Raw genomic sequence first — 20,583 nt, 5'->3', positions numbered from 1 at the left:
CGACGTAGGGTGTGCAGGTGCGCCTGGCCACCTTCAACCTGCTGCACGGCCGTTCCCTCACCGACGGGCTCGTCGACCCGGACCGGCTCACCGCCGCCGTCACCGCCCTCGACGCCGACGTCCTCGCCCTGCAGGAGGTCGACCGCGACCAGAGCCGCAGCGGCAAACTCGACCTCACCGCCCTCGCCGCCCGCGCCCTGCACGCCGAACACCACCGCTTCGCCGCCGCCGTCGTCGGCACCCCCGGCGAACAGTTCCGCCCCCTCACCCACGACGACGACGGCCACGGCGAACCCCTCTACGGCATCGGCCTGATCAGCCGCCACCCCGTCCGCTCCTGGCAGGTCACCCGACTGCGCGCCGCACCCGTACGCTCACCCATCTACGTACCCGGCCCCGGCGGCGGACTCGTCCTGCTCCGCGACGAACCCCGCGTCGTGCTCGCCGCAGTCCTCGACACCCCCCACGGCCCGCTCACCGTCGCCGCCACCCACCTGTCCTTCGTCCCCGGCTGGAACGTGTGGCAACTGCGCCGCGTCGTGCGCGCCCTGCGCGCCCTGCCCGCACCCCGGATCCTGCTCGGCGACCTCAACCTGCCCGCCGGACCCGCCGCCGCCCTGTCCCGCTGGCGACCCCTGGCCCGCCGCCCCACCTACCCGGCCGGGCAACCCCGCGTCCAACTCGACCACATCCTCGCCGACCGGCAGCACCTCGACCGGCTCCCACCGGTCACCGCCGTCGACACCCCCCTGGCCACCATCTCCGACCACCGGCCTCTCGTCGTCGACCTCGGCTGACCTAGCCGGTCTGCCGCGCCGCCGCCCGCACCGCGTTGCGGAACAACATCGCCACCGTCGTCGGACCCACCCCACCGACGCGCGGCGTGATCGCCCCCGCCACCTCGGCACACGACTCGTCCACGTCCGGCAGCAACCGCCGCCCCTCGTAGCGCACCCCACCACCGACCACCACCGCACCCGGACGCACATGCTCCGGCCGCACGATCCCCGGCACCCCCGCCGCCGCCACCAGGATCTCCGCCCGCCGCGTGTACCGCGGCCAGTCCGCCACCCCCGTGTGCACCACCGTCACCGCCGCGTTCGCCGTCGGCCGCTTCTGCGCCAACAACATCGCCAACGGCCGACCCAACGTCGCACCCCGACCCAGCACCACCACCTCCCGGCCCGCCACCGGCACCCCGTGAAACGCCAACAACGCCTCGATCCCCGCCGGCGTACACGGCAACGGACCCGGCAACCCCAACGCCAACCGGCCCATGTTCACCGGATGCATCCCGTCCACGTCCTTGTCCGGGTCCAGCTCCGCCAACGCCCGGTCGTAGTCCAGGTGCCCCGGGATCGGATGCTGCACCAACACCCCGTGCACACCCTTGTCCGCGTTGAAGTCCGCCAGCACCGCGTGCAGATCCGCCTGCGACGCCGACGCCGGCAGATGCACGTGCGGCGACACGAAACCCAACTCCGCCGCCTGCCGAGACTTGATCCGGATGTAACCCGCGCTCGCGTCGTCGTCACCCACCAGCACCGTCGCCAACGCCGGCGTCACCCCCGCCGCACGCAGCTCCGCCACCGACGCGGCGACCTCCGCCAACACCCGCTCCGCCACCGGCCCACCCGGCAACAACCGCGCAGAAGACATACGACACCCCGCCCGCGGAGGCCCAGGCGGTCGACCCCCGCGACGAGCTCCCCGATGGTCAACCCATCCCCGTGCCGCCAGTCGCGTCCCCCTCACCCTGCCACAGCACGCGCCGCGACCGCATCCACCACCGCCTGCCACCCCGGCAACGCCGCCAGCAGCGCATCCGCCCGCCGCCGCCGATCCGCCGCCGACGCCACCCCGAGATCCGCCAACACCGCCGCGAACGCCGGCCGCAACGCCCGCTCCCGCCGCGGCGCCACCGACCCCAACACCGCATGACAGCGCGCGTACGTCACCAGCACCCAGAACATGGCCTCCCGGTGCCGCCCCGCCGCCACCAGCTCCGCCGCCCCGTCGAACACCACCGGCCGCCCCGCCGCACCCAGATCCGCGCCGAACACGAACCCCGCCCGCGGCAGGCGCGCCACCTCGTCGAACACCACCGCCAACCCGGCCAGGTGCTCCCGCACCCGCCCCGCGCCCACCCCACCGCCGTCCAGCGTCGTCAACAACTCCGGATACCTCCCGGCGAAACCGAACCGCTCCAACACCTCCGCCGCCCGCACGTACCGCCGCCGCACCGTCGGATCCACCAACCCCGCCACCGCCGGCCACACCGCCACCAGCGACGTCGGGAACACCCACGCCAATACCTGCTCCGCCAGCGGCGCCTCCGCGTCCAGCACCCGCAACCCGACCTCGACCCGCCGCCGCACCCCGGCACACCGCCGCCGCACCCACACCGGATCCGCGAACCCTGCAGCCACCCGCCGCCCGATCACCGCCAACCGACCCGACGGGTCCGCGATCAACCCGTCACCGCGGAACATCGGCGCGAACACCCACGACCCCAACACGTCCTCCTGGCCACCCAACTCTGCCCAGGTGACCGTGCCGACATCCAGCAGCACCCCCCGGTGGGTGAGCTTGCCCAGCTTCGTCGCGGGGGAGTCACGCACCAGCACCACGTCCACGTCCGACCACGCCGGCAGCTCCGCGTCCTCCGGCATCCCCAGCGTCGACCCGCTGAACACCGCACCCCGCACCGACGGATCCACGCGCATCCGCTCCCGCACCCAGCGGACCGCCACCGCCCGCGCCGCACCCACCCGCACCGACCCGATCCTGCCAGCGTCCGATCCACCGGACCATCGACGTGACACCGCGTCGCGCGACCGCTCGGTGAAAGGGCACCCCACAACGCGATATACCGCTGAGTCATAAATATGACCCAGCGGTATATCGCCAAGAAGGGGGACACTGCCCCGACGCCCGACGCCCGACGCCCGACGCCCGACGCCCGACGCCCGACGCCCGGTCAGCTCCGTGTCGTCAGCCCGGACAACGCCCGGTTGGTGCGGTTCGCCGCCACCGCCGCCCGCTGCTGACCCGCCGTCACCTCGATGTACGTCTGCGACGACGCCAACGAGGCGTGCCCCAGCAGCCGCATGATCTCCGCCGCGCTCGCCCCGTCCTCGGCCAACCGCGTGGCGAACGTGTGCCGCAACGCGTGCAACCGCGCCCCCCGCGGCACCCGGTCCCCGATGCCCGCCCGCCGGTAACACGACTCCACCAGATACTGCAGGCCGCCCCGGCGCAACGGCTCACCCTGCCGGTCCACCAGCAACGGCCCGTCCGGACGCACGCTGCGGGCGCCGAACCGGAACCGACGACTGTCCAGGTAGCCGACCAGCACCCGGTCCACCCCCGCCTCGATCGGCACCGTGCGGGGCCGCCCACCCTTGCCCGCCACGTCCACCCGACGCTCACCGGCGCGGCCCGCCACCGACGACACCCGCAACGCCAACAGCTCCGACAGACGCAACCCCGCGCACAGCGCCAGCGCCAGCACCGCAAGGTCCCGCTCCGGCCACGGATCGCGCTGCCGGCCCTCCGCGCGCGCCACCGCCGCCAGCAGCTCCTCCGGCGTGTCCTCGCCCCGCAGCGGCTTCGGCCGGGGGAGCGGCGTGCGGGGCCGCCCCACCGCCGGCATGGGGTTCCCGGGCACGACACCCTCGGCCACGAGGAACGTGAAGAAGCTGTTCCAGGTGGACCAGGCACGGTGGACGGACGCGGCGGCGCGGGGAGCGGCGAAACGCGCGAACGCCGCCCGCATCACGCGGGGGGACAGGGCGGTCACCGGGAGCCGGTTCAGGGGGAGGGGAGTGCCGCCGTCGTCGGCCGCCACCAGGGCCGTCACCGTGGTCAGGTCCCGGCGGTAGGCGGCCAGGGTGTGGGGGGAGGGCTTTCGGGTTGCCCGCGCGGTCAGGAACTCCTCGATCAACACCTCGACCATTTCGTCCACTTTGTCGTGCATAAGGGATATTATGCACGATTCTCGCGTTCCCGCCAGCAGGCGTTCCCGGGGGAGAGTGGACGGAAATGCCGTTGTGGACGCCCGGAGACTGGACCGCATGGTGGAGATCGACGCCGCGCTCGTCCGCACCCTCGTCGCCGCGCAGTTCCCGCAGTGGGCGCACCTGCCGGTCGCCGCCGTCGCGCGACAGGGGTGGGACAACCGGACCTTCCGTGTCGGCGGCGACCTGCTGGTCCGCCTGCCCAGCGCCGAGGGCTACGCGTCGGCAATCGCCAAGGAAGATCGCTGCCTGCCGATCCTGGCCGGCCGCCTGCCGCTGCCCGTACCCGAACCGGTAGCCACCGGCGCGCCCGGCGCCGGCTACCCGTACCCGTGGTCGGTCCGCCGCTGGCTGCCCGGCGACACCCTGGCCGCCGCCGACGACGTCGACCGCACGGCCGTCGCGCGCGGGCTCGGCGCCCTGCTGGCCGCGTTGCGGCGGGTCCCGACGGCCGGCGGGCCGGCCGCGGGACGGCACTCCGCGTTCCGCGGGTGCCACCCGAGCGTGTACGGCGACGACGTCGAGCAGGCCCTGGAGCGCCTCGGTGACCGGGTGGACGGCGACGCCTGCCGCGAGGTGTGGGCGCGCGCGCTGACCTCGGCCTGGCCGGGCGCGCCGGTGTGGTTCCACGGTGACGTCTCGGCGGGCAACCTGTTGGTCGTGGACGGGCGGCTCGCTGCCGTGATCGATTTCGGCACGTGCGGGGTGGGTGATCCGGCGTGCGATCTGGTGCCGGCGTGGACGTGGTGCGTCGGCGCCGAACGCGCGGTGTTCCGCGACGCGGTCGCTCTGGACGCCGACAGTTGGCGTCGGGCCCGTGGGTGGGCGTTGTGGAAGGCGCTGATCTCGGTCGCGTACGGCGGCGAGGCTCCGGAGGAGCCGTTGCGGGTGGTGGCGGAGGTCCTCGCCGATCCGGTGGTGTGAACGGGCGCGGGGAGGCCCCCGATCCGCCTTACTTGACATAATGTAGATTATCGAATCGAGCGGAACGGAGTGCGGGGCGGCGGTGTCGGTGCCGGACGCCGCCGCCCCGCGTACGTCGGGTCAGGACCCGACGTAGTCGGCGAGGTGTTCGCCGGTGAGCGTCGACCGGGCGGCCACCAGCTCGGCCGGCGTGCCCTCGAAGACGATCCGGCCGCCGTCGTGGCCGGCGCCCGGGCCGAGGTCGATGATCCAGTCGGCGTGCGCCATGACGGCCTGGTGGTGCTCGATCACGATGACGGACTTCCCGGCGTCGACGAGCCGGTCGAGCAGGCCGAGCATCTGGGCGACGTCGGCCAGGTGCAGGCCGGTGGTCGGTTCGTCGAGGACGTAAACGCCGCCCTTGTCCCCCATCCGGGTGGCGAGCTTGAGCCGCTGCCGCTCCCCTCCGGACAGCGTGGTGAGGGGCTGACCGAGCGTGAGGTAGCCGAGGCCGACGTCGGCGAGCCGGTCGAGGATGGTGTGGGCGGCCGGCGTGCGGGCCTCGCCTTCGCTGAAGAACGTCTCGGCCTCGTCGACGGACATGGCGAGGACCTCGCTGATGTCGCGGCCACCGAGGTGATATTCGAGGACGGCCGGCTGGAAGCGCTTGCCCTCGCAGTCCTCGCAGGTGCTGGCGACGCCGGCCATCATGCCGAGGTCGGTGTAGATGACGCCGGCGCCGTTGCAGGTCGGGCAGGCGCCCTCGGAGTTGGCGCTGAACAGGGCGGGCTTGACGCCGTTGGCCCTGGCGAAGGCCTTGCGGATGGGGTCGAGCAGGCCGGTGTAGGTGGCCGGGTTGCTGCGGCGGGAGCCACGGATGGCGGTCTGGTCGACGCTGACGACGTCCTCGCGCTTGGCCAGGGAGCCGTGGATGAGGCTGCTCTTGCCGGAGCCGGCGACGCCGGTGACGACGACCAGGACGCCGAGGGGGACGTCGACGTCGACATCGCGCAGGTTGTGGGTGCGGGCACCGCGGATCGGCAGGGCGCCGGTGGGCGTACGCGGCTTGTCCTTGAGGGTGGCGCGGTCGTCGAGGTGGCGGCCGGTGGTGGTGTCGCTGGCGCGCAGGCCGGCGACCGTGCCCTCGTAGCAGATGGTGCCGCCGGCGGTGCCGGCGCCGGGACCGAGGTCGACGACGTGGTCGGCGATGGCGATGGTCTCGGGTTTGTGTTCGACGACCAGGACGGTGTTGCCCTTGTCGCGCAGTTGCAGCAGGAGGTTGTTCATGCGGGCGATGTCGTGCGGGTGCAGGCCGATGGTGGGTTCGTCGAAGACGTACGTGACGTCGGTGAGGGACGAGCCGAGGTGGCGGATCATCTTGGTGCGCTGCGCCTCGCCGCCGGAGAGGGTGCCGGCGGGCCGGTCGAGGCTGAGGTAGCCGAGGCCGATCTCGACGAACGAGTCGAGGGTGTCCCCCAGCGCCTTGAGCAGCGGGCCGACGGAGGGTTCGCGCAGGTCGCGTACCCAGCCGGCGAGGTCGCTGATCTGCATGGCGCAGGCGTCGGCGATGTTGATGCCCTTGATCTTCGAGGAGCGGGCTTCGGGGGCCAGCCGGGTGCCGTCGCAGTCGGGGCAGGTGGTGAACGTGACGGCGCGTTCGACGAAGGCGCGGATGTGGGGCTGCATGGCGTCGACGTCCTTGGCGAGCATCGACTTGCTGATGGCCGGGATGAGGCCGGTGTAGGTGACGTTGATGCCGTCGACCTTGATCTTGGTGGGCTCCTTGTGGAGCAGGTCGTCCAGTTCGCGCTTGGTGTAGTCGCGGATGGGCTTGTCGGGGTCGAACAGGCCGCTGGAGCGGAAGATGCGGCCGTACCAGCCGTCCATGCTGTAGCCGGGGATGGTGATGGCGCCTTCGTTGAGGGACAGCTTCTCGTCGTAGAGGACGGTGTGGTCGAAGTCGGTGACGGCGCCGCGGCCCTCGCAGCGGGGGCACATGCCGCCGAGCCGGTGGAAGGTGCCCTTCTTGGTCTGTGTCTTGCCGGGGCCGCGGTCGACGGTGATGGCGCCCGCGGCGCGGACGGACGGGACGTTGAACGAGTAGGCGTTGGGTGGGCCGATGTGGGGGTTGCCGAGGCGGCTGAACAGGATGCGTAGCATCGCGTTGACGTCGGTGGCGGTGCCGACGGTGGAGCGCGGGTCGGCGCCCATGCGTTCCTGGTCGACGATGATGGCGGTGGTGAGGCCTTCGAGGATGTCGACCTCGGGTCGGGACAGGGTGGGCATGAAGCCCTGGACGAAGGCGCTGTAGGTCTCGTTGATGAGTCGTTGGGACTCGGCGGCGATGGTGCCGAAGACCAGGGAGCTCTTGCCGGAGCCGGAGACGCCGGTGAAGACGGTGAGGCGGCGTTTGGGGAGGTCGACGTCGACGTTGCGCAGGTTGTTCTCGCGTGCGCCGTGGACGCGGATGACGTCGTGGCTGTCGGCGGTGGCCGTGGTCATGGTGTCTCCGTCCGGTCGTGCGGGGTGTCAGTCGAGCCAGGCGCCGTCGCGCATGAGCGTGCGGTCGGTCATCTCGTTCACCTCGCGCCAGGCCTGGATGCGGCGGGGTCGGATGCGGTACCAGTGGTAGGGCTCGGTCAGGGTACGGGGGTCGAAGCCGGTGCGGGTGGCGAAGCGGTCGCCGCGGTCGGTGGGTAGGGCGTGGATGTCGAGGGTTTCGACGTCGCCGTCGATCATGACGACGTCGCGGGTGTGGCCGAGGCCGACGCGGGCGCTGCCGGTGGCGAGGTTGCGGCCGGTGGGGCTGTGCGCGGCGGTGGCCAGCAGCAGGGTGTGGCCGTCCCAGTCGAAGGACAGGGGCACGAGGTGGGGGGTGCCGTCGGGGTCGGCGCTGGCGACCCAGCAGTCGATGTCGTGGTCGAGCCGGTGGGTGGTGTCCTGCCGGCGTCGGGCGCGGGTGCGGGGGGCGTCGGTCATCGGGTGGTTCAGCGCCGCTCGTTGATGCGGATGAGGTTGCCGGTGGGGTCGCGGAAGGCGCAGTCGCGGACGCCGTAGGGCTGTTCGGTGGGTTCCTGGACGACGTCGGCGCCGCTGGCCTGGAGGCGGTCGAACAGGCCGTCGAGGTCGTCGGTGGCGAGGGTGAGGGCGCCGTAGCTGCCCTTGGCGATGAGTTCGTGGATGGTGCGGCGTTCGTCGTCGGTGATGCCGGGGTCGACGGCCGGGGGGTGCAGGACGATGCCGGTCTCGGGCTGTTCGGGCGGGCCGACGGTGAGCCAGCGCATGGTGTCGCCCTGGCCGACGTCGTTGCGCAGGTCGAAGCCGAGGGTGTCGCGGTAGAAGGCGATGGCGGCGTCGGCGTCGGTGTGCGGCAGGAAGGCGTAGTGGATGGTGATCGTCATGGTGGTCACGCTAGTGGGGGCGTGCCGGTGCGGGCTTCTCGATTCCTGATCGGTCGGGTGGCTTGTTTGGTCAGGCACGGGGGTGGTTCGGCGGCGCCGGGTGTGTGGCGGGCGCGGTAGGCGCTGGGTGGTTCGCCGACGAGTTCGGTGAAGCGGGTGCTGAAGGTGCCGAGGGACTGGCAGCCGACGGCGAAGCAGACATCGGTGACGGTGAGGTCGCCGCGGCGTAGCAGGGCCATGGCGCGTTCGATGCGGCGGGTCATGAGGTAGGCGTAGGGGGATTCGCCGTAGGTCTGGCGGAACTGGCGGCTGAGGTGGCCGGCGGACATGTGCACGCCGCGGGCGAGGGCTTCGACGTCGAGGGGGTGGGCGTATTCGCGGTCGATGCGGTCGCGGACGCGGCGCAGCCGGGTGAGGTCGCGTAGTCGTTGGGCGAACGCGGGGTCGTCGGTGGCCGGTTGGTGGGCGTGCACCTGTGCATCTTCCCTGCTCGGCGGCGGGGTCGTCCACCTGTTCGGTCAGGGCGGCGTGTCGGTCGACCCGGTGGCCCAGGCGGTCCAGGCGTCGCGCCAGGCCTGGTCTGCGGCGGCGCGTCGGTGGAAGTCGGCCGTGGGGTCCGGCACCAGTCGTTGGTGGTGTCGCCAGGCTCGGTGGGCTGGGCCGCTGGGTAGGTCGTCGGCGAGGCCGGTGACGTGCAGGAGGGTTTCGGTGATGGCGCGTTCGCGTAGCCGGGGTGAGGTGTCGAACCAGTCGGCGTGCCCGGCGAGCGTGGTGAGGTGGGCGATCGCGTCGGACACCGCACGGTTGGCCGCCGGTTCGCTCTGGTCGGTCAGTTCCTGCTGGCGTTGCACTGCGGCGCGCCAGAGGCCGGACCAGTGGGCCGGCAGTTCGGGGTGTGCTCCCCCGCCGGCGATCCAGGCCAGGGTTTGGCGGCGGTGGGTCAGGGCGGCGTCGATCAGCGCCCGGTGCGGTTCCCGGGCGAGGTCCTGCGGCACGGGCGGTGGGGGTGGCTGCGGGAGTGGGTCGGGTCGACGCCATGTGCGGTCGAGCAGGGGTGCCGGGTCGGCGACGAGGCGGAGCTGGATGGTGGCCGCGGGCCAGTCGCTGGTCACGACCGTGATCTCGGCGTCGATCTGGGCGTCGGCGCAGCGGGTCGCCGTCCACCGGTCGCCGGCTCGCACGGTGCGTCCGGTGACGGGTCGGCCGTCGAGGTGCATCGTGGCGTCGTCCTCGGTCCATTCGACGTCGGACAGGTGTGCGCCGGCCATGCGCATCGCGTGTTCCAGTCGGTGGCGGAGGGGGTCGTCCCGGTTGTCGGTGCGGCGCGCGGTGTCGACGGTCGCCCACGGGCCGGTCGTCGCGTCGCCGTGCGCGACCCGTACGTGGGTGATCGTGCCGTCGGTGGATTCGAGTCCGGCGAACCGCGCGGTGGTGGGCAGGCCGGGGCCGGTGAGCGCGACGACGGGCAGGCCGCTGTCGCGCAGTTCACGGCGCAGGTGCTCGGTCTGTCGTGCGAGGCGCTCGTCGACGTGGGCTCTCGGGTCGTGTTCCACCGCGACCTCCTCCTCCGCGCGGGGTTTCCGGCTGCGACGGTACTCGCGCGGGTCGCCGCCCGGTCGCGTCAGGCATGTTTGCGCGGCCGGGCGGCGGTGTCGGTCGCGGTCAGGTGATGGTCGTGGACGTGGTCGGCGAGTAGGAGTAGCAGAGCCAGCCGGCTTCGGTGATGGTGAAGCTGCCCCAGGTGACGGTGGCGTTGGCCCAGCCGCGGGTCAGGTTCAGGGTGCGGGCGCTGGCGGCCCAGGACAGGCCGAGGCCGGAGTAGTAGCCGTCGTACTCGTCGTAGTTCTGGGTGGAGTGGCCGCCGTTGTCGCTGATGTCGACGTGCCAGTGGATGTCCCATGGGCCGCCCGAGGCCTGGACGAGGGTCATGCCCGTCGTCAATGTCGCCCGGCCGCCGCCTCTGGGGTCGAGGCCGACCCATGAGCTGCCGCACTCGCCGGTTGCCGCGCCGTAGCTGTTGGCGGACATCGAGCTGCCCGGCTTGAGGACACCGTGCTCGGGCACGTAGCGCCCTTCGGTCGCTGCCGTTGCCTTGTCGGCCGGCACCGACGCCTGGGAGCCGTCGGGCAGCGTCACGACCCGGTAGCCGTGCGCCTCGGCGACCTTCGCGTCGAAGCCCACCAGGCCCATGCCGAGACGGTCGGTCTTGGCGACGGCGCCGGGTGGTGCGGCTGCCGCGGCAGCCGGGGTCGTGAGGGCCGGGACACCTGCCGTGGCGAGTGCGAGAGCGAGCAGCGCTGATGCGGACAGTCGGGTGCGTCGTCTGTTCCTGGTGGTCATTCCTTCTCCCCGTGTGAGTGACGTCCCCCGAGCCTATTCGAGAGGCGTCAATATTTATAGAGAAGGATGGGTCTGTTTCGAGATAGCTGGTCAGCGCAGTCGGCGGGCGGTGAAGCGGGTGGGTGGGTCGGCGATGGCGTCCTGGGCGGCGACGAGTTGCAGTTCGCGGGTGCCGGCGGCGAGGGTGGCCTCGAGTATCGCGAAGATCGAGTTGGTGGTGCGTTCGAGCGCGGTCTGGGGTGAGCCGGTGGTGGCGAGGTGGGCCAGGTAGAGGGCCGCGGTGACGTCGCCGCCGCCGTTGGGGCTGATCGGCAGCAGCGGGGTGGTGACCGCCCACGCGCCGGTGTCGGAGACGGCGACGACGTCGAGGTGGTCGGCGGGCAGGTCGCCGTGCAGGACGCTGGTGACCAGGACGTGGCGGGGGCCGGTGGCGCGGACGGTGTCGACGGCGGCGAGCAGGTCGTCGAGGGTGTCGGTGGCGCGGCCGGCGAGGAACTCCAGCTCGAACTGGTTGGGGGTGACGATGTCGGCGCGGGGGACGACGGTGTCGCGGAGGTATTCGGGGATGCCGGGGCGGACGAACATGCCGCGGCCCACGTCGCCCATGACCGGGTCGCAGCAGTAGAGGGCGTCGGGGTTGGCGGCCTTGACCTGGGCGACCGCGTCGAGGATGACCGCGCCGACGGCCGGGTCGCCCTGGTAGCCGGAGAGCACGGCGTCGGCGGTGCCGAGGACGCCGCGGTCGGCGATGCCGGCGATGACGTCGGCGACGTCGGTGGGGGCGAGCAGGGGGCCGCGCCAGGCGCCGTAGCCGGTGTGGTTGGAGAAGTGCACGGTCAGTACCGGCCAGACCTCGTGGCGGAGGCGTTGCAGTGGGAACACGGCGGCGGAGTTGCCGACGTGGCCGTAGGCGACCGACGACTGGATGGACAGGATCTTCACCCGCTCATCGTCGCATCCGGCGCCGGTGGTGACCGTTCGGCTCAGGGTTTCGACCGTCGGGCGCGGGGCGGGTTTGGGCGCAGCGTGCGGCGGGGGCATGAAGCGAGGTGTTCTCGTCATCCGGACGGAGGAAGCACTGATGCTTTCCGCACTCGATCGTCGGCACACCGTCGCGCCACCGGGTTACAGCCGTTGGCTGATCCCCCCGGCGGCGTTGGCGATCCATCTCTGCATCGGGCAGGTCTACGCGACCAGCGTGTACAAGAACTCTCTGATCGCGCACTTCGACACCGGGCAGACGGCGATCGGGGTGATCTTCAGCATCGCGATCGTGATGTTGGGGTTGTCGGCCGCGGTGGCCGGTACGTGGGTGGAGGCGAACGGGCCGCGTAAGGCGATGTTCGTCTCGGCGTGTTTCTGGGCGGCCGGGTTCCTGGTGGGCGCGTTGGGGATCGCGACGTCGCAGCTGTGGCTGCTGTACCTGGGGTACGGGGTGCTGGGCGGGATCGGTCTGGGGATCGGCTACATCTCCCCCGTCTCCACGTTGATCAAGTGGTTCCCGGACCGGCCGGGTCTGGCGACCGGTCTGGCGATCATGGGGTTCGGTGGTGGGGCGATGGTGGCCTCTCCCCTGTCCCGGCAGCTGCTGTCGTTCTTCGACTCCGGGTACGACCCGTCGAACAGCGGTTCGACGGCGTCGGGGTCGGCGTTGGTGTGGTTGTTCGTCACCCTCGGCGTCGGCTACTTCGTGATCATGATGTTCGGGGTGTTCAACGTGCGGGTACCGGCGCCGGACTGGCGTCCGGCCGGCTTCGACCCGGCCAGGGTGGCGGCGAAGCCGCTGGTGACCACCGCGAACGTGTCGGCGGCGAACGCGGTGAAGACCCGTTCGTTCTGGCTGCTGTGGGTGGTGCTGTTCTGCAACGTGACCGCCGGGATCGGCATCCTGGAGCAGGCCAGCCCGATGATCCAGGACTTCTTCCGCGAGGGTGGCACGTCGGCGGTGTCGGTGGCGGCGGCCGGCGGGTTCGTGGGGCTGCTGTCGTTGTTCAACATGGCCGGCCGGTTCGTCTGGTCCTCGACCTCGGACGTGATCGGCCGGAAGCCGATCTACATGGTGTACCTGGGTGTGGGCATGGTGCTGTACCTGCTGCTGGCGCTGGTGGGGCAGAGCGCGACGGCGTTGTTCGTGCTGCTGGCGTGCGTGATCCTGTCGTTCTACGGCGGTGGGTTCGCCACCGTGCCGGCGTACCTGCGGGACCTGTTCGGCACGTTCGAGGTGGGCGCGATCCACGGTCGGCTGCTGACCGCGTGGTCGGCGGCGGGGGTGGCGGGTCCGCTGATCGTCAACGCGTTCCTCGACGCGCAGGGCGAGCCGGGCACGTTGACCGCGGCGGCGTACCGGCCGGCGCTGTTCACGATGGTCGGGGTGCTGGCGGTGGGGTTGGTGGCGAACCTGCTGATCCGGCCGGTGCCGCAGCGGTTCCACGAGCCGGCGTCGGGCCGGGAGGAGAGGGCGGACGAGCGGCCGGTGGCGGCGGAGAGGAGCGGGTCGTGAACGAGCGGGTCGGTGGCGGGCAGCGGGTCCGCCTGGTGGTGTCGTGGCTGGTGGTGTCGGTGCTGTTGGGTTACGGCGTGGTGCAGACGCTGATCACGGCGGCGAAGCTGTTCACGCAGTGAGGGTCGGCGGCGGCCCGGGTCTCCCCCGGGCCGCCGCGCCGCTCAGAGGCCGCCGGCCACGCGCAGGACGGCCCCGGTGGTGTACGAGGCGTCGGGGCCGAGCAGGTGGGCGATGGCGCCGGCGACCTCGTCGGGTTCCCCGGCGCGGCCCAGCGGGATCCGGCCGGCGGCGGTGTCGGGTCGGTCCGGCACGCCGGAGCGGGCGTGGATGTCGGTGCGGATGATGCCGGGCGCGACCGCGTTGACCCGGATGCCCCGCGGGGCGAGTTCCTTGGCCAGCCCGACGGTGAGGGTGTCGGTGGCGGCCTTCACGGCGGCGTAGTGGATGTACTCGCCGGGGCTGCCGAGGGTGGCGGCGGCGGAGGAGACGTTGACGATCGCGCCGCCGGCGCTCATCCGGCGGGCCGCCTGCTGGGCGCACAGGACGTACCCGATGAGGTTGACGTCGACGACCTCGCGCAGGTCCTCGGCGCGCAGGTCGGTGAACGGGCCGATCGGGCTGGTGACGCCGGCGTTGTTGACCAGGCCGGTGAGCAGGCCGAGCCGGTCGGCGGCGTCGAAGATGCGGCGTACCTGCTCGGGGTCGCAGGTGTCGGCGGCGACGGTGACCGCGCGGCGGCCGGCGGCGCGCACGTCGGCGGCCACGGATTCGGCGGCGGCGTGGTCGGTGCGGTAGCCGATCACCAGGTCGTGGCCGTCGGCGGCGAGTCGTCGGGCGGTGGCCGCGCCGATGCCGCGCCCTCCCCCGGTAACGATGGTGACGGAGGTCAATGCCCTTCTCCCCTGCCTGGTGGTGGGGGCGACGTTACCGTGAGCGGGACCACCCGGGGTGGAGAGGACTGTCACATGGGGCGCGCGTTGGTGTTGGGTGGCGGCGGGGTGACCGGGGTGGCCTGGGAACTGGGTCTGCTGGCCGGGTTTGCCGGGCACGGGTTGCGGCTGGACGAGGCGGACCTGGTGGTGGGCACGTCGGCCGGGTCGGTGGTCGGGGCGCAGGTGCGTTCGGGTACGCCCCTGGCAGAGCTGTACGAGGCGCAGCTGCGGCCGCCGCGCGACGAGGTGCCGGCGCGGCTCGGGCTGGGCGTGCTGGCGCGGTGGGCGTGGGCCGGCGCGCGGGGTCGGGACGCGGCGCGGGCCCGGGCGCGGGTGGGTGCGTTGGCGTTGGCGGCGCGTACCCCGTCGGAGGAGTCACGGCGGGCGGTGATCGCGGCGCGGTTGCCGTCGTCGGAGTGGCCGGCGGCGCGGCTGCTGGTCACCGCGGTGGAGGCGGCGTCGGGTGAGTTCGTGGTGTTCGACGCGGACAGCGGGGTGCCGCTGGTGGACGCGGTCGGCGCGAGTTGCGCGGTGCCGGGGGTGTGGCCGCCGGTGACCGTCGGTGGCCGGCGTTACGTCGACGGCGGTGTCCGTTCGCCGGTGAACGCGGATCTGGCGGCCGGGTGCGGGCAGGTGGTGGTGCTGGCGCCGACGACTGCCGCGGTGGGGCCGATGCCGCGGTTGGCGGCGCAGGTGGTGGCGTTGCGCAAGGCGGGGGCGCGGGTGGCGGTGGTGTCGCCGGACCGGGCGGCGCGCACGGCGATCGGTCGTAACGTGCTGGACCCGGCGCGGCGGGCGGCGTCGGCGCGGGCCGGGTTCGCGCAGGCCGAGGCGGTGGCGCACGAGGTGGGCGCGGTGTGGCGCTGACCGGGGGCGCCGAGCACGACGCGGCCTGACCGGCCGCGCCGCTGCCACCGGCGGTGTCAGGAGGCACCGGTCAGGCGGGCCAGGCGTCGGTTGAGGTAGCGCTGTTCGGGCAGGCTTCCGGACAGCCGCGCCGCCAACCGGTAGTGGTCGGCTGCGGCCCGCGGATCGCCGTCGAGTTCCAGCAGGTGGGCGCGGACGGCGTGCAGCCGGTGGTGGCCGCGCATCACCGGGTCGGCCAGCAGCGGTTCGAGCAGCGCCAGCCCGAGGCCGGGGCCGTGCGCCATGGCCACGGCGACGGCCTGGTTGAGCATGACGAACGGGCTGGGAGCGACCCGGCTCAGCATGTCGTAGAGGACGCTGATCTGCCGCCAGTCGGTGTCCGGGAAGGCCGGCGCCTCGGCGTGGACGGCCGCGATGGCCGCCTGGAGTTGGAAGCGGCCCACCGGGCCGTGGGGCAGGGCCCGACCGAGCAGCGTGACGCCCTCGTCGATGAGGTCGTGGCGCCAGCGGGAGCGGTCCTGGTCGGCCAGCGGCACGAGGTCCCCGGCGGCGTCGGTGCGGGCGGGCGACCGGGCGTGGGTGAGCAGCATCAGCGCCAGCGCGCCGGTGACCTCGTGGTGGTCGGGCAGCGCGGCGTGGACCTGCCGGGTGAGCCGGATCGCCTCCTCGGCGAGTTCCACGTCGACGAGTTGGTCGCCGGAGGTGCGGGTGTAGCCCTCGCTGAACACCAGGTGGCACACGTCCAGCACGGCGGCCACCCGGTCGGGCAGCGCGTGCGGCGGCGGCATGGTGAACCGGGCGCCCGCATCGCGCAGCGTCGCGCGGGCCCGGCTCAGCCGCTGGGTCATGGTCCGGGCCGGCACCAGGTAGGCGGCGGCGATCTGCTCCACGCGCAGCCCCGCCACCGCGCGCAGGGTCAGCGCGACCTGGGAAGGGCGGCTCAGCGCCGGGTGGCAGCAGAGGAACAGCAGCCACAGCGTGTCGTCCGTGTCGGTGACGGGTGTGTCGTCGACCGCCGGCACGACACCGGCGTCGGGCTGCCGGGCCGCGTCGAGCCGTTCGCGGCGGGTGCGGGCCGTCTCGGCGCGCACCCGGTCGATCAGCCGTCGCGAGGCGACCCGGATGAGCCAGGCGCGGGGTTCGTCGGGGACACCGGTGAGCGGCCACCGGGCGGCTGCTGCCTCCGCCGCGTCCTGCAGGGCGTCCTCGCAGGCGTCGGGGTGCCCGTGGTGGCGCAGCAGCGCGGCGCGGACGTGCGGCGCCTCCCGGCGCCACACGTCCGCGAGCGCCACGACGTCACTGATCGGAGCCGCCCGGCCACATCGAGGGCCGCAGCTCGACGGTTTCCCCGGGGCCGGCGAACGTCGCGGCGACGGCCTCGGCGCGGGCCTGGTCCTCGACGTCGATGAGGAAGAAACCGGCGAGGTGTTCCTTGGCCTCGGAGTACGGGCCGTCGGTCGCCAGGGGTGCGCCGTCGCGCCACCGGTAGAGCCGGGCGGTGCGGGGGTCGGCGAGCGCCTCACCGACGACCAGCTCACCGTTGGCGTGCAGCTCGGTCATCACCTGCTCGAAGTCGGCGTTGAGCCGGTCGCGTACCTCGGCGGGCAGCTCCTGGTGGGCGGCGAGGTAGTCGGAGGTGGGGTGGCCCCACGGCTCCGGGTTGGAATGGATCATGATCACGTACTTCACTGTTTGTCCTCCGCGTCGTGCGGCGGTGTCTCCCCGCCGCTCGCCCGGTACGACGGAGCGGGATCGCCGATGTCTACATATCCTCGCGTCATGAGTGACGCGGTGGGTGTCGGTGACCTGGTCGAGGATTTCACGCTGCCGGACGAGACGGGCACGCCACGGCGCCTGTCGGAGTTCCTGGCGGCCGGTCCGGTGGTGCTGTTCTTCTACCCGGCGGCGCTGACGCGGGGCTGCACGGCGGAGAGCTGCCACTTCCGGGACCTGGCGGCGGAGTTCGCGGCGGTGGGCGCGCAGCGGGTGGGGGTCAGCAGGGATCCGGTGCCGCGGCAGGCGGAGTTCTCCCGCCGGCACGGGTTCGACTTTCCGCTGCTGTCGGACGTCGACGGCGAGGTGGCGCGGGCGTTCGGGGTGCGGCGGCGGTTGCCGCTGGGCGCGCTGAGCACCCGGCGGATGACGTTCGTCATCGGCGCCGACCGGCGGGTGCTGGCCGTGGTGCACAGCGAGCTGAGCATGAACGAGCACGCCGACGCGGCGCTGCGGGCCCTTGGGGGCTGATCATCGCGGTGTCGCAGCCGGCTGGTATCAAGGCTGCGTCAAACAGGTGTACGGAAGAGGGCGTGATGGCGGGTCAGGGTTTGTCCACTGACGAGGTTCAGGGAATCCGGGAGGCCCTTGCGGCGGGCCGCAAGCCCCGGGTGGTGTTCACCGAGGCGGCCGGGCAGATGGCCGGGCAGCTCGGGCAGGTGGTGGCTCTGACCGACCCGGCGGAGTCGGAGGAGTTCGTGGTGGTGCGGTTCGGCCGCGACGAGCTGCCCTTCTCCCCCGCCGACGTGGCGATCGCCCCCAAGGGCGCCGGGCGGCGTCCGGCGGCCGAGGCGAAGCCGGAACCGGAGCAGGCGCCGGCCGCCCCGCCGGAGCCGGAGTTCGTGCTGGACACCCCGCGGGTTCCGGCGCCTCGGCGGGAGGAGCCGAAGGCGGAGCAGCCGACAGCGGAGCCGAAGCCGGCGAAGCGGGCGGTGAAGGCCGCGAAACCGAAGACTCCGCCGGGGCTGACGGTGACGCTTGCCTACGCCGAGGGTGAGTGGACGGTCGCCGCGCAGCAGGGCGCGAAGGCGCTGGCCCGGCCGTACGTGGTGAAGCCGGCCGAGGCGCTGCGGATGGTGGCGCTGGTCGACGTGCCGGGGGTGCAGGAGGCGGTGGAGCAGATCCTGGCCGCGGAGCGGGCCGAGGCGGAGCAGCAGGCGGAGAAGCTGCGTGCCGAGCTGGCCGAGATCGAGGCGCGGCTGGCGGAGCTGCGCGAGGCCCGCTGAGCGGGTCCGGACGCCCCGCGGGGCCGGTGCGACCCCCTCGCACCGGCCCCGCGTCACCCCTGCGCCCGCAGGTCCATCAGTGTTGCGGAATGTTCTGTACCCCGATCCGGCGGCGGAACACCCAGTACGTCCAACCCTGGTAGGCCAGGACGATCGGCGTGAACACCACCGCCACCCAGGTCATGATCTTCAGGGTGTACGGGGTGGACGCGGCGTTGCTGGCGGTGAGCGTGCCGGCCGCGTCGAGGGTGGAGGGCAGCACGTTGGGAAACAGCGCGGCGAACAGCGTCGCCACGGCCAGGGCGATGGCCACGGCGGTGCCGGTGAACGCCCAGCCCTCCCGGCGTACCCGGGCGGCGGCCAGGCCGCCGAGCAGCGCGAGGGCGGCGCCGGCGGCGAGCACGACGGCGGCGGCGCTGGAGCGGATGGTCAGCGACCAGCTCAGGAACGCCACGGCGGCCACGGCGGTGCCGACGCCGAGCTTGACCGCGAGGGCGCCGGCGCGCTGGCGGATGTCGCCGGTGGTCTTCAGCGCGAGGAACACCGCGCCGTGGGTGAGGAACAGCCCCAGCGTGGTCAGGCCGCCGAGCAGCGCGTACGGGTGCAGCAGGTCGAGCAGGCCGCCGACGTACTCGTGGTCGGCGTCCAGCGGCACGCCGCGGAAGATGTTGGCGAACGCCACCCCCCACAGCACGGCCGGCACGGCCGAGCCCCAGAAGATGGCCTGGTCCCAGCGGCGCTTCCAGGACGCCTCGGGCCGCTTGTGCCGGTACTCGAACGCCACGCCGCGGGCGATCAGGGCCAGCAGGATGAGCAGCAGCGGCAGGTAGAAGCCGGAGAAGAGGGTGGCGTACCACTCGGGGAACGCGGCGAACATGGCGCCGCCGGCGGTGATCAGCCACACCTCGTTGCCGTCCCACACCGGGCCGATGGTGTTGATCAGGACGCGGCGTTGCCGGTCGTCGCGGCCGAGCACGGGCAGCAGCATCCCGACGCCGAAGTCGAAGCCTTCGAGGATGAAGTAGCCGGTGAAGAGCACGGCCACGAGGAGAAACCAGACGGTCGTCAGTTCCACTGTGGGCTCCGGGTCAGTAGGCGAACGCGAGCGGGCGCTCGGCGTCGTCGGTGTCGTCGTCGGTGGGTTCCGGGGTGAGGTCCGGTACGCCGGCGCGGGCGTAGCGGACCAGCAGCTTGAACTCGATCACCGCGAGGGTGGCGTAGATGAGGGTGAAGGCGGTGAAGGAGGTGAGGACCTCGGTCAGGGAGACGCTGCGGGACACGCCGTCGCGGGTGAGCATCTCGCCGAAGACGATCCACGGCTGGCGGCCCATCTCGGTGAAGATCCAGCCGAAGGAGTTGGCCAGCAGCGGCAGCACCGGCATGACCAGGCCGGCGCGCAGCAGCCAGCGGCTGGTGGGGGTGCGGCCCTTGCGCTGGCTCCAGAGCACCAGCAGCGCGATCGCGGCGGCGGCCAGCCCGAAGCCGATCATGAAGCGGAAGCTCCAGTAGGTGACCGGGATGATCGGGGCGTAGTTGCCGGGGCCGTACTGGCTGGCGTACTGGGCCTGCAGGTCGTTGATGCCCTGCACGGTGCCGTGGGGGTCGCCGGTGCCGAGGAACGACAGCAGGTAGGGGATCTTGAGAGCGAACACCTCGCGGCTGCCGTCGAGGCTGCCGACGGTGAGCACGGAGAACGAGGCGGGGCTCTCGGTGGTGTAGAGGCCCTCGGCGGCGGCCATCTTCATCGGCTGCACCTCGGTCATGATCTTGCCCTGGATGTCGCCGGTGAGGACCACCAGCGCGGAGGAGACCAGGACCACCCAGGAGCCGAACTTCGTGGCGAAGCGGTAGGCGCCGGTGTCGGCGCTGCCCCGGTTACGCATCACGTGCCACAGCCCGACGGTGACCACGAGGGACCCGGCGACCAGGAACGACCCGGCGAGGGTGTGCGGGAAGGTGACCAGGGCGACCTTGTTGGTGAGCACGGCGACGAAGTCGGTCAGCTCGGCCCGGCCGCTGTCGGGGTTGATCCGGAAGCCGACCGGGTTCTGCATGAACGAGTTCGCGGCGAGGATGAAGTACGCCGACAGGTTGGTGCCGATCGCGGCGGCCCAGATCGCGGCGAGGTGCAGCCGCTTGGGCAGCCGGTCCCAGCCGAAGATCCACAGGCCGATGAAGGTCGACTCCAGGAAGAACGCCACCAGGGCCTCGATGGCCAGGGGCGCGCCGAAGATGTCGCCGACGAAGCGGGAGTAGTCGCTCCAGTTCATGCCGAACTGGAACTCCTGCACGATGCCGGTGACCACGCCCATGGCGAAGTTGATCAGGAACAGCTTGCCGTAGAACTTGGTGAGCTTGAGGTACCGCTCGTTGCCGGTGCGGTGCCACATCGTCTGCAGGACGGCGACGAGCACGGACAGGCCGATGGTCAGCGGCACGAACAAGAAGTGGTAGACGGTGGTGACACCGAACTGCCAGCGGGCGACGTCCAACGCGTCCACCTGAAACCCCCAGCTGTGCATACTACGAGACGTAGTAAATACTACTCGGCGTCGTAGAGAAAGCGGCAGGGCCGCACGGCCCGAACGGTCCCGGGACCAATGACCCTGATCACCTCGG

The 20,583-nt window shown here is 72.4% G+C and carries 22 protein-coding genes and 1 riboswitch; of the genes, 7 read left to right on the top strand and 15 right to left on the bottom strand.

The features are described from left to right. The first annotated feature begins 17 nt into the window (after positions 1–17). Positions 18–797: an endonuclease/exonuclease/phosphatase family protein gene (locus ACN27B_RS25225; protein WP_091577620.1), complete on the top strand. Its 780-nt coding sequence runs from the start codon at positions 18–20 to the stop codon at positions 795–797. Position 798: 1 nt separating this feature from the next. Here the strand turns inward: ACN27B_RS25225 and ACN27B_RS25220 are convergent, their stop codons facing one another. The 3 genes from ACN27B_RS25220 to ACN27B_RS25210 form a co-directional block, all read right to left on the bottom strand. Further along, complete coding sequence (locus ACN27B_RS25220; RefSeq protein ID WP_099160945.1) at positions 799–1,659, bottom strand: bifunctional 5,10-methylenetetrahydrofolate dehydrogenase/5,10-methenyltetrahydrofolate cyclohydrolase; 861 nt, start codon at positions 1,657–1,659, stop codon at positions 799–801. A gap of 13 nt (positions 1,660–1,672) precedes the next feature. Further along, a riboswitch (ZMP/ZTP riboswitch) is annotated at positions 1,673–1,754 on the bottom strand. Beyond that, entirely contained in the window at positions 1,752–2,777 is a 1,026-nt protein-coding gene (locus ACN27B_RS25215) for a hypothetical protein (protein WP_099160946.1), read from the bottom strand. Its footprint overlaps the riboswitch before it by 3 nt. A gap of 203 nt (positions 2,778–2,980) precedes the next feature. Then, positions 2,981–3,979 carry a tyrosine-type recombinase/integrase gene (locus ACN27B_RS25210; protein WP_099160947.1) on the bottom strand — a complete coding sequence of 333 codons (999 nt, stop codon included), beginning with the start codon at positions 3,977–3,979 and terminating at the stop codon, positions 2,981–2,983. Positions 3,980–4,076: 97 nt separating this feature from the next. On the opposite strand from ACN27B_RS25210, the gene ACN27B_RS25205 reads away from it, so the two are divergent. Beyond that, the gene (locus ACN27B_RS25205) at positions 4,077–4,943 is read left to right on the top strand and encodes an aminoglycoside phosphotransferase family protein (protein ID WP_422741713.1); all 867 of its coding nucleotides are present in this window, start codon (positions 4,077–4,079) and stop codon (positions 4,941–4,943) included. 120 nt (positions 4,944–5,063) lie between these two features. Here ACN27B_RS25205 and ACN27B_RS25200 read toward each other — a convergent pair whose 3' ends face one another. The 7 genes from ACN27B_RS25200 to pdxY all read right to left on the bottom strand — a co-directional run bounded on the left by ACN27B_RS25200 (position 5,064) and on the right by pdxY (position 11,605). Continuing rightward, positions 5,064–7,424, bottom strand: coding sequence for an ATP-binding cassette domain-containing protein (locus ACN27B_RS25200; RefSeq protein ID WP_422741712.1), 2,361 nt, complete (start codon positions 7,422–7,424; stop codon positions 5,064–5,066). Between the two features lie 27 nt (positions 7,425–7,451). Next, the gene (locus ACN27B_RS25195) at positions 7,452–7,901 is read right to left on the bottom strand and encodes a pyridoxamine 5'-phosphate oxidase family protein (protein ID WP_422741711.1); all 450 of its coding nucleotides are present in this window, start codon (positions 7,899–7,901) and stop codon (positions 7,452–7,454) included. Between the two features lie 8 nt (positions 7,902–7,909). Beyond that, positions 7,910–8,323, bottom strand: coding sequence for a VOC family protein (locus tag ACN27B_RS25190; protein ID WP_091577623.1), 414 nt, complete (start codon positions 8,321–8,323; stop codon positions 7,910–7,912). Between the two features lie 5 nt (positions 8,324–8,328). After that, the gene (locus ACN27B_RS25185) at positions 8,329–8,796 is read right to left on the bottom strand and encodes a helix-turn-helix transcriptional regulator (protein WP_422741710.1); all 468 of its coding nucleotides are present in this window, start codon (positions 8,794–8,796) and stop codon (positions 8,329–8,331) included. Positions 8,797–8,841: 45 nt separating this feature from the next. Then, entirely contained in the window at positions 8,842–9,876 is a 1,035-nt protein-coding gene (locus ACN27B_RS25180; protein ID WP_422741709.1) for a hypothetical protein, read from the bottom strand. Between the two features lie 109 nt (positions 9,877–9,985). Next, positions 9,986–10,513: a hypothetical protein gene (locus ACN27B_RS25175; protein ID WP_099160952.1), complete on the bottom strand. Its 528-nt coding sequence runs from the start codon at positions 10,511–10,513 to the stop codon at positions 9,986–9,988. 240 nt (positions 10,514–10,753) lie between these two features. Further along, a complete protein-coding gene (gene pdxY, locus ACN27B_RS25170; protein WP_099160953.1) occupies positions 10,754–11,605 on the bottom strand; it encodes a pyridoxal kinase PdxY in 852 nt (283 codons plus the stop codon). Between the two features lie 139 nt (positions 11,606–11,744). Here pdxY and ACN27B_RS25165 point away from each other — a divergent pair, with 139 nt between their 5' ends. Continuing rightward, entirely contained in the window at positions 11,745–13,163 is a 1,419-nt protein-coding gene (locus ACN27B_RS25165; RefSeq protein ID WP_099160954.1) for an OFA family MFS transporter, read from the top strand. Continuing rightward, positions 13,160–13,285, top strand: coding sequence for an MFS transporter small subunit (locus ACN27B_RS25160; RefSeq protein WP_255292581.1), 126 nt, complete (start codon positions 13,160–13,162; stop codon positions 13,283–13,285). Before ACN27B_RS25165 ends, ACN27B_RS25160 begins: the two co-directional genes overlap by 4 nt. 42 nt (positions 13,286–13,327) lie before the next feature. Here ACN27B_RS25160 and ACN27B_RS25155 read toward each other — a convergent pair whose 3' ends face one another. Further along, positions 13,328–14,056, bottom strand: coding sequence for an SDR family NAD(P)-dependent oxidoreductase (locus ACN27B_RS25155; protein WP_422741708.1), 729 nt, complete (start codon positions 14,054–14,056; stop codon positions 13,328–13,330). Between the two features lie 75 nt (positions 14,057–14,131). On the opposite strand from ACN27B_RS25155, the gene ACN27B_RS25150 reads away from it, so the two are divergent. After that, entirely contained in the window at positions 14,132–14,965 is an 834-nt protein-coding gene (locus ACN27B_RS25150) for a patatin-like phospholipase family protein (protein ID WP_422741707.1), read from the top strand. 56 nt (positions 14,966–15,021) lie between these two features. Here the strand turns inward: ACN27B_RS25150 and ACN27B_RS25145 are convergent, their stop codons facing one another. Together ACN27B_RS25145 and ACN27B_RS25140 are read right to left on the bottom strand one after the other, a co-directional pair. Further along, a complete protein-coding gene (locus ACN27B_RS25145) occupies positions 15,022–16,257 on the bottom strand; it encodes an RNA polymerase sigma factor (RefSeq protein WP_422741706.1) in 1,236 nt (411 codons plus the stop codon). 4 nt (positions 16,258–16,261) lie between these two features. Further along, complete coding sequence (locus ACN27B_RS25140) at positions 16,262–16,654, bottom strand: YciI family protein (protein ID WP_422741705.1); 393 nt, start codon at positions 16,652–16,654, stop codon at positions 16,262–16,264. 90 nt (positions 16,655–16,744) lie between these two features. Here ACN27B_RS25140 and ACN27B_RS25135 point away from each other — a divergent pair, with 90 nt between their 5' ends. Both ACN27B_RS25135 and ACN27B_RS25130 read left to right on the top strand, forming a co-directional pair. Further along, a complete protein-coding gene (locus tag ACN27B_RS25135) occupies positions 16,745–17,209 on the top strand; it encodes a peroxiredoxin (protein ID WP_422741704.1) in 465 nt (154 codons plus the stop codon). Between the two features lie 65 nt (positions 17,210–17,274). Continuing rightward, the gene (locus ACN27B_RS25130) at positions 17,275–17,964 is read left to right on the top strand and encodes a hypothetical protein (RefSeq protein WP_099160959.1); all 690 of its coding nucleotides are present in this window, start codon (positions 17,275–17,277) and stop codon (positions 17,962–17,964) included. A gap of 76 nt (positions 17,965–18,040) precedes the next feature. On the opposite strand, the gene cydB is transcribed toward ACN27B_RS25130, so the two are convergent. Beyond that, the gene (cydB, locus tag ACN27B_RS25125; protein ID WP_422741703.1) at positions 18,041–19,039 is read right to left on the bottom strand and encodes a cytochrome d ubiquinol oxidase subunit II; all 999 of its coding nucleotides are present in this window, start codon (positions 19,037–19,039) and stop codon (positions 18,041–18,043) included. 13 nt (positions 19,040–19,052) lie between these two features. After that, the gene (locus tag ACN27B_RS25120; protein WP_218012381.1) at positions 19,053–20,465 is read right to left on the bottom strand and encodes a cytochrome ubiquinol oxidase subunit I; all 1,413 of its coding nucleotides are present in this window, start codon (positions 20,463–20,465) and stop codon (positions 19,053–19,055) included. Between the last annotated feature and the right edge of the window lie 118 nt (positions 20,466–20,583).

Source organism: Micromonospora sp. WMMD754, assembly GCF_049315235.1.
In the GTDB taxonomy this organism is placed as follows: domain Bacteria; phylum Actinomycetota; class Actinomycetes; order Mycobacteriales; family Micromonosporaceae; genus Micromonospora; species Micromonospora sediminicola.
Note: the sequence above shows the minus strand (reverse complement) of the source record. Positions and strands in the feature narration are given on the sequence as shown.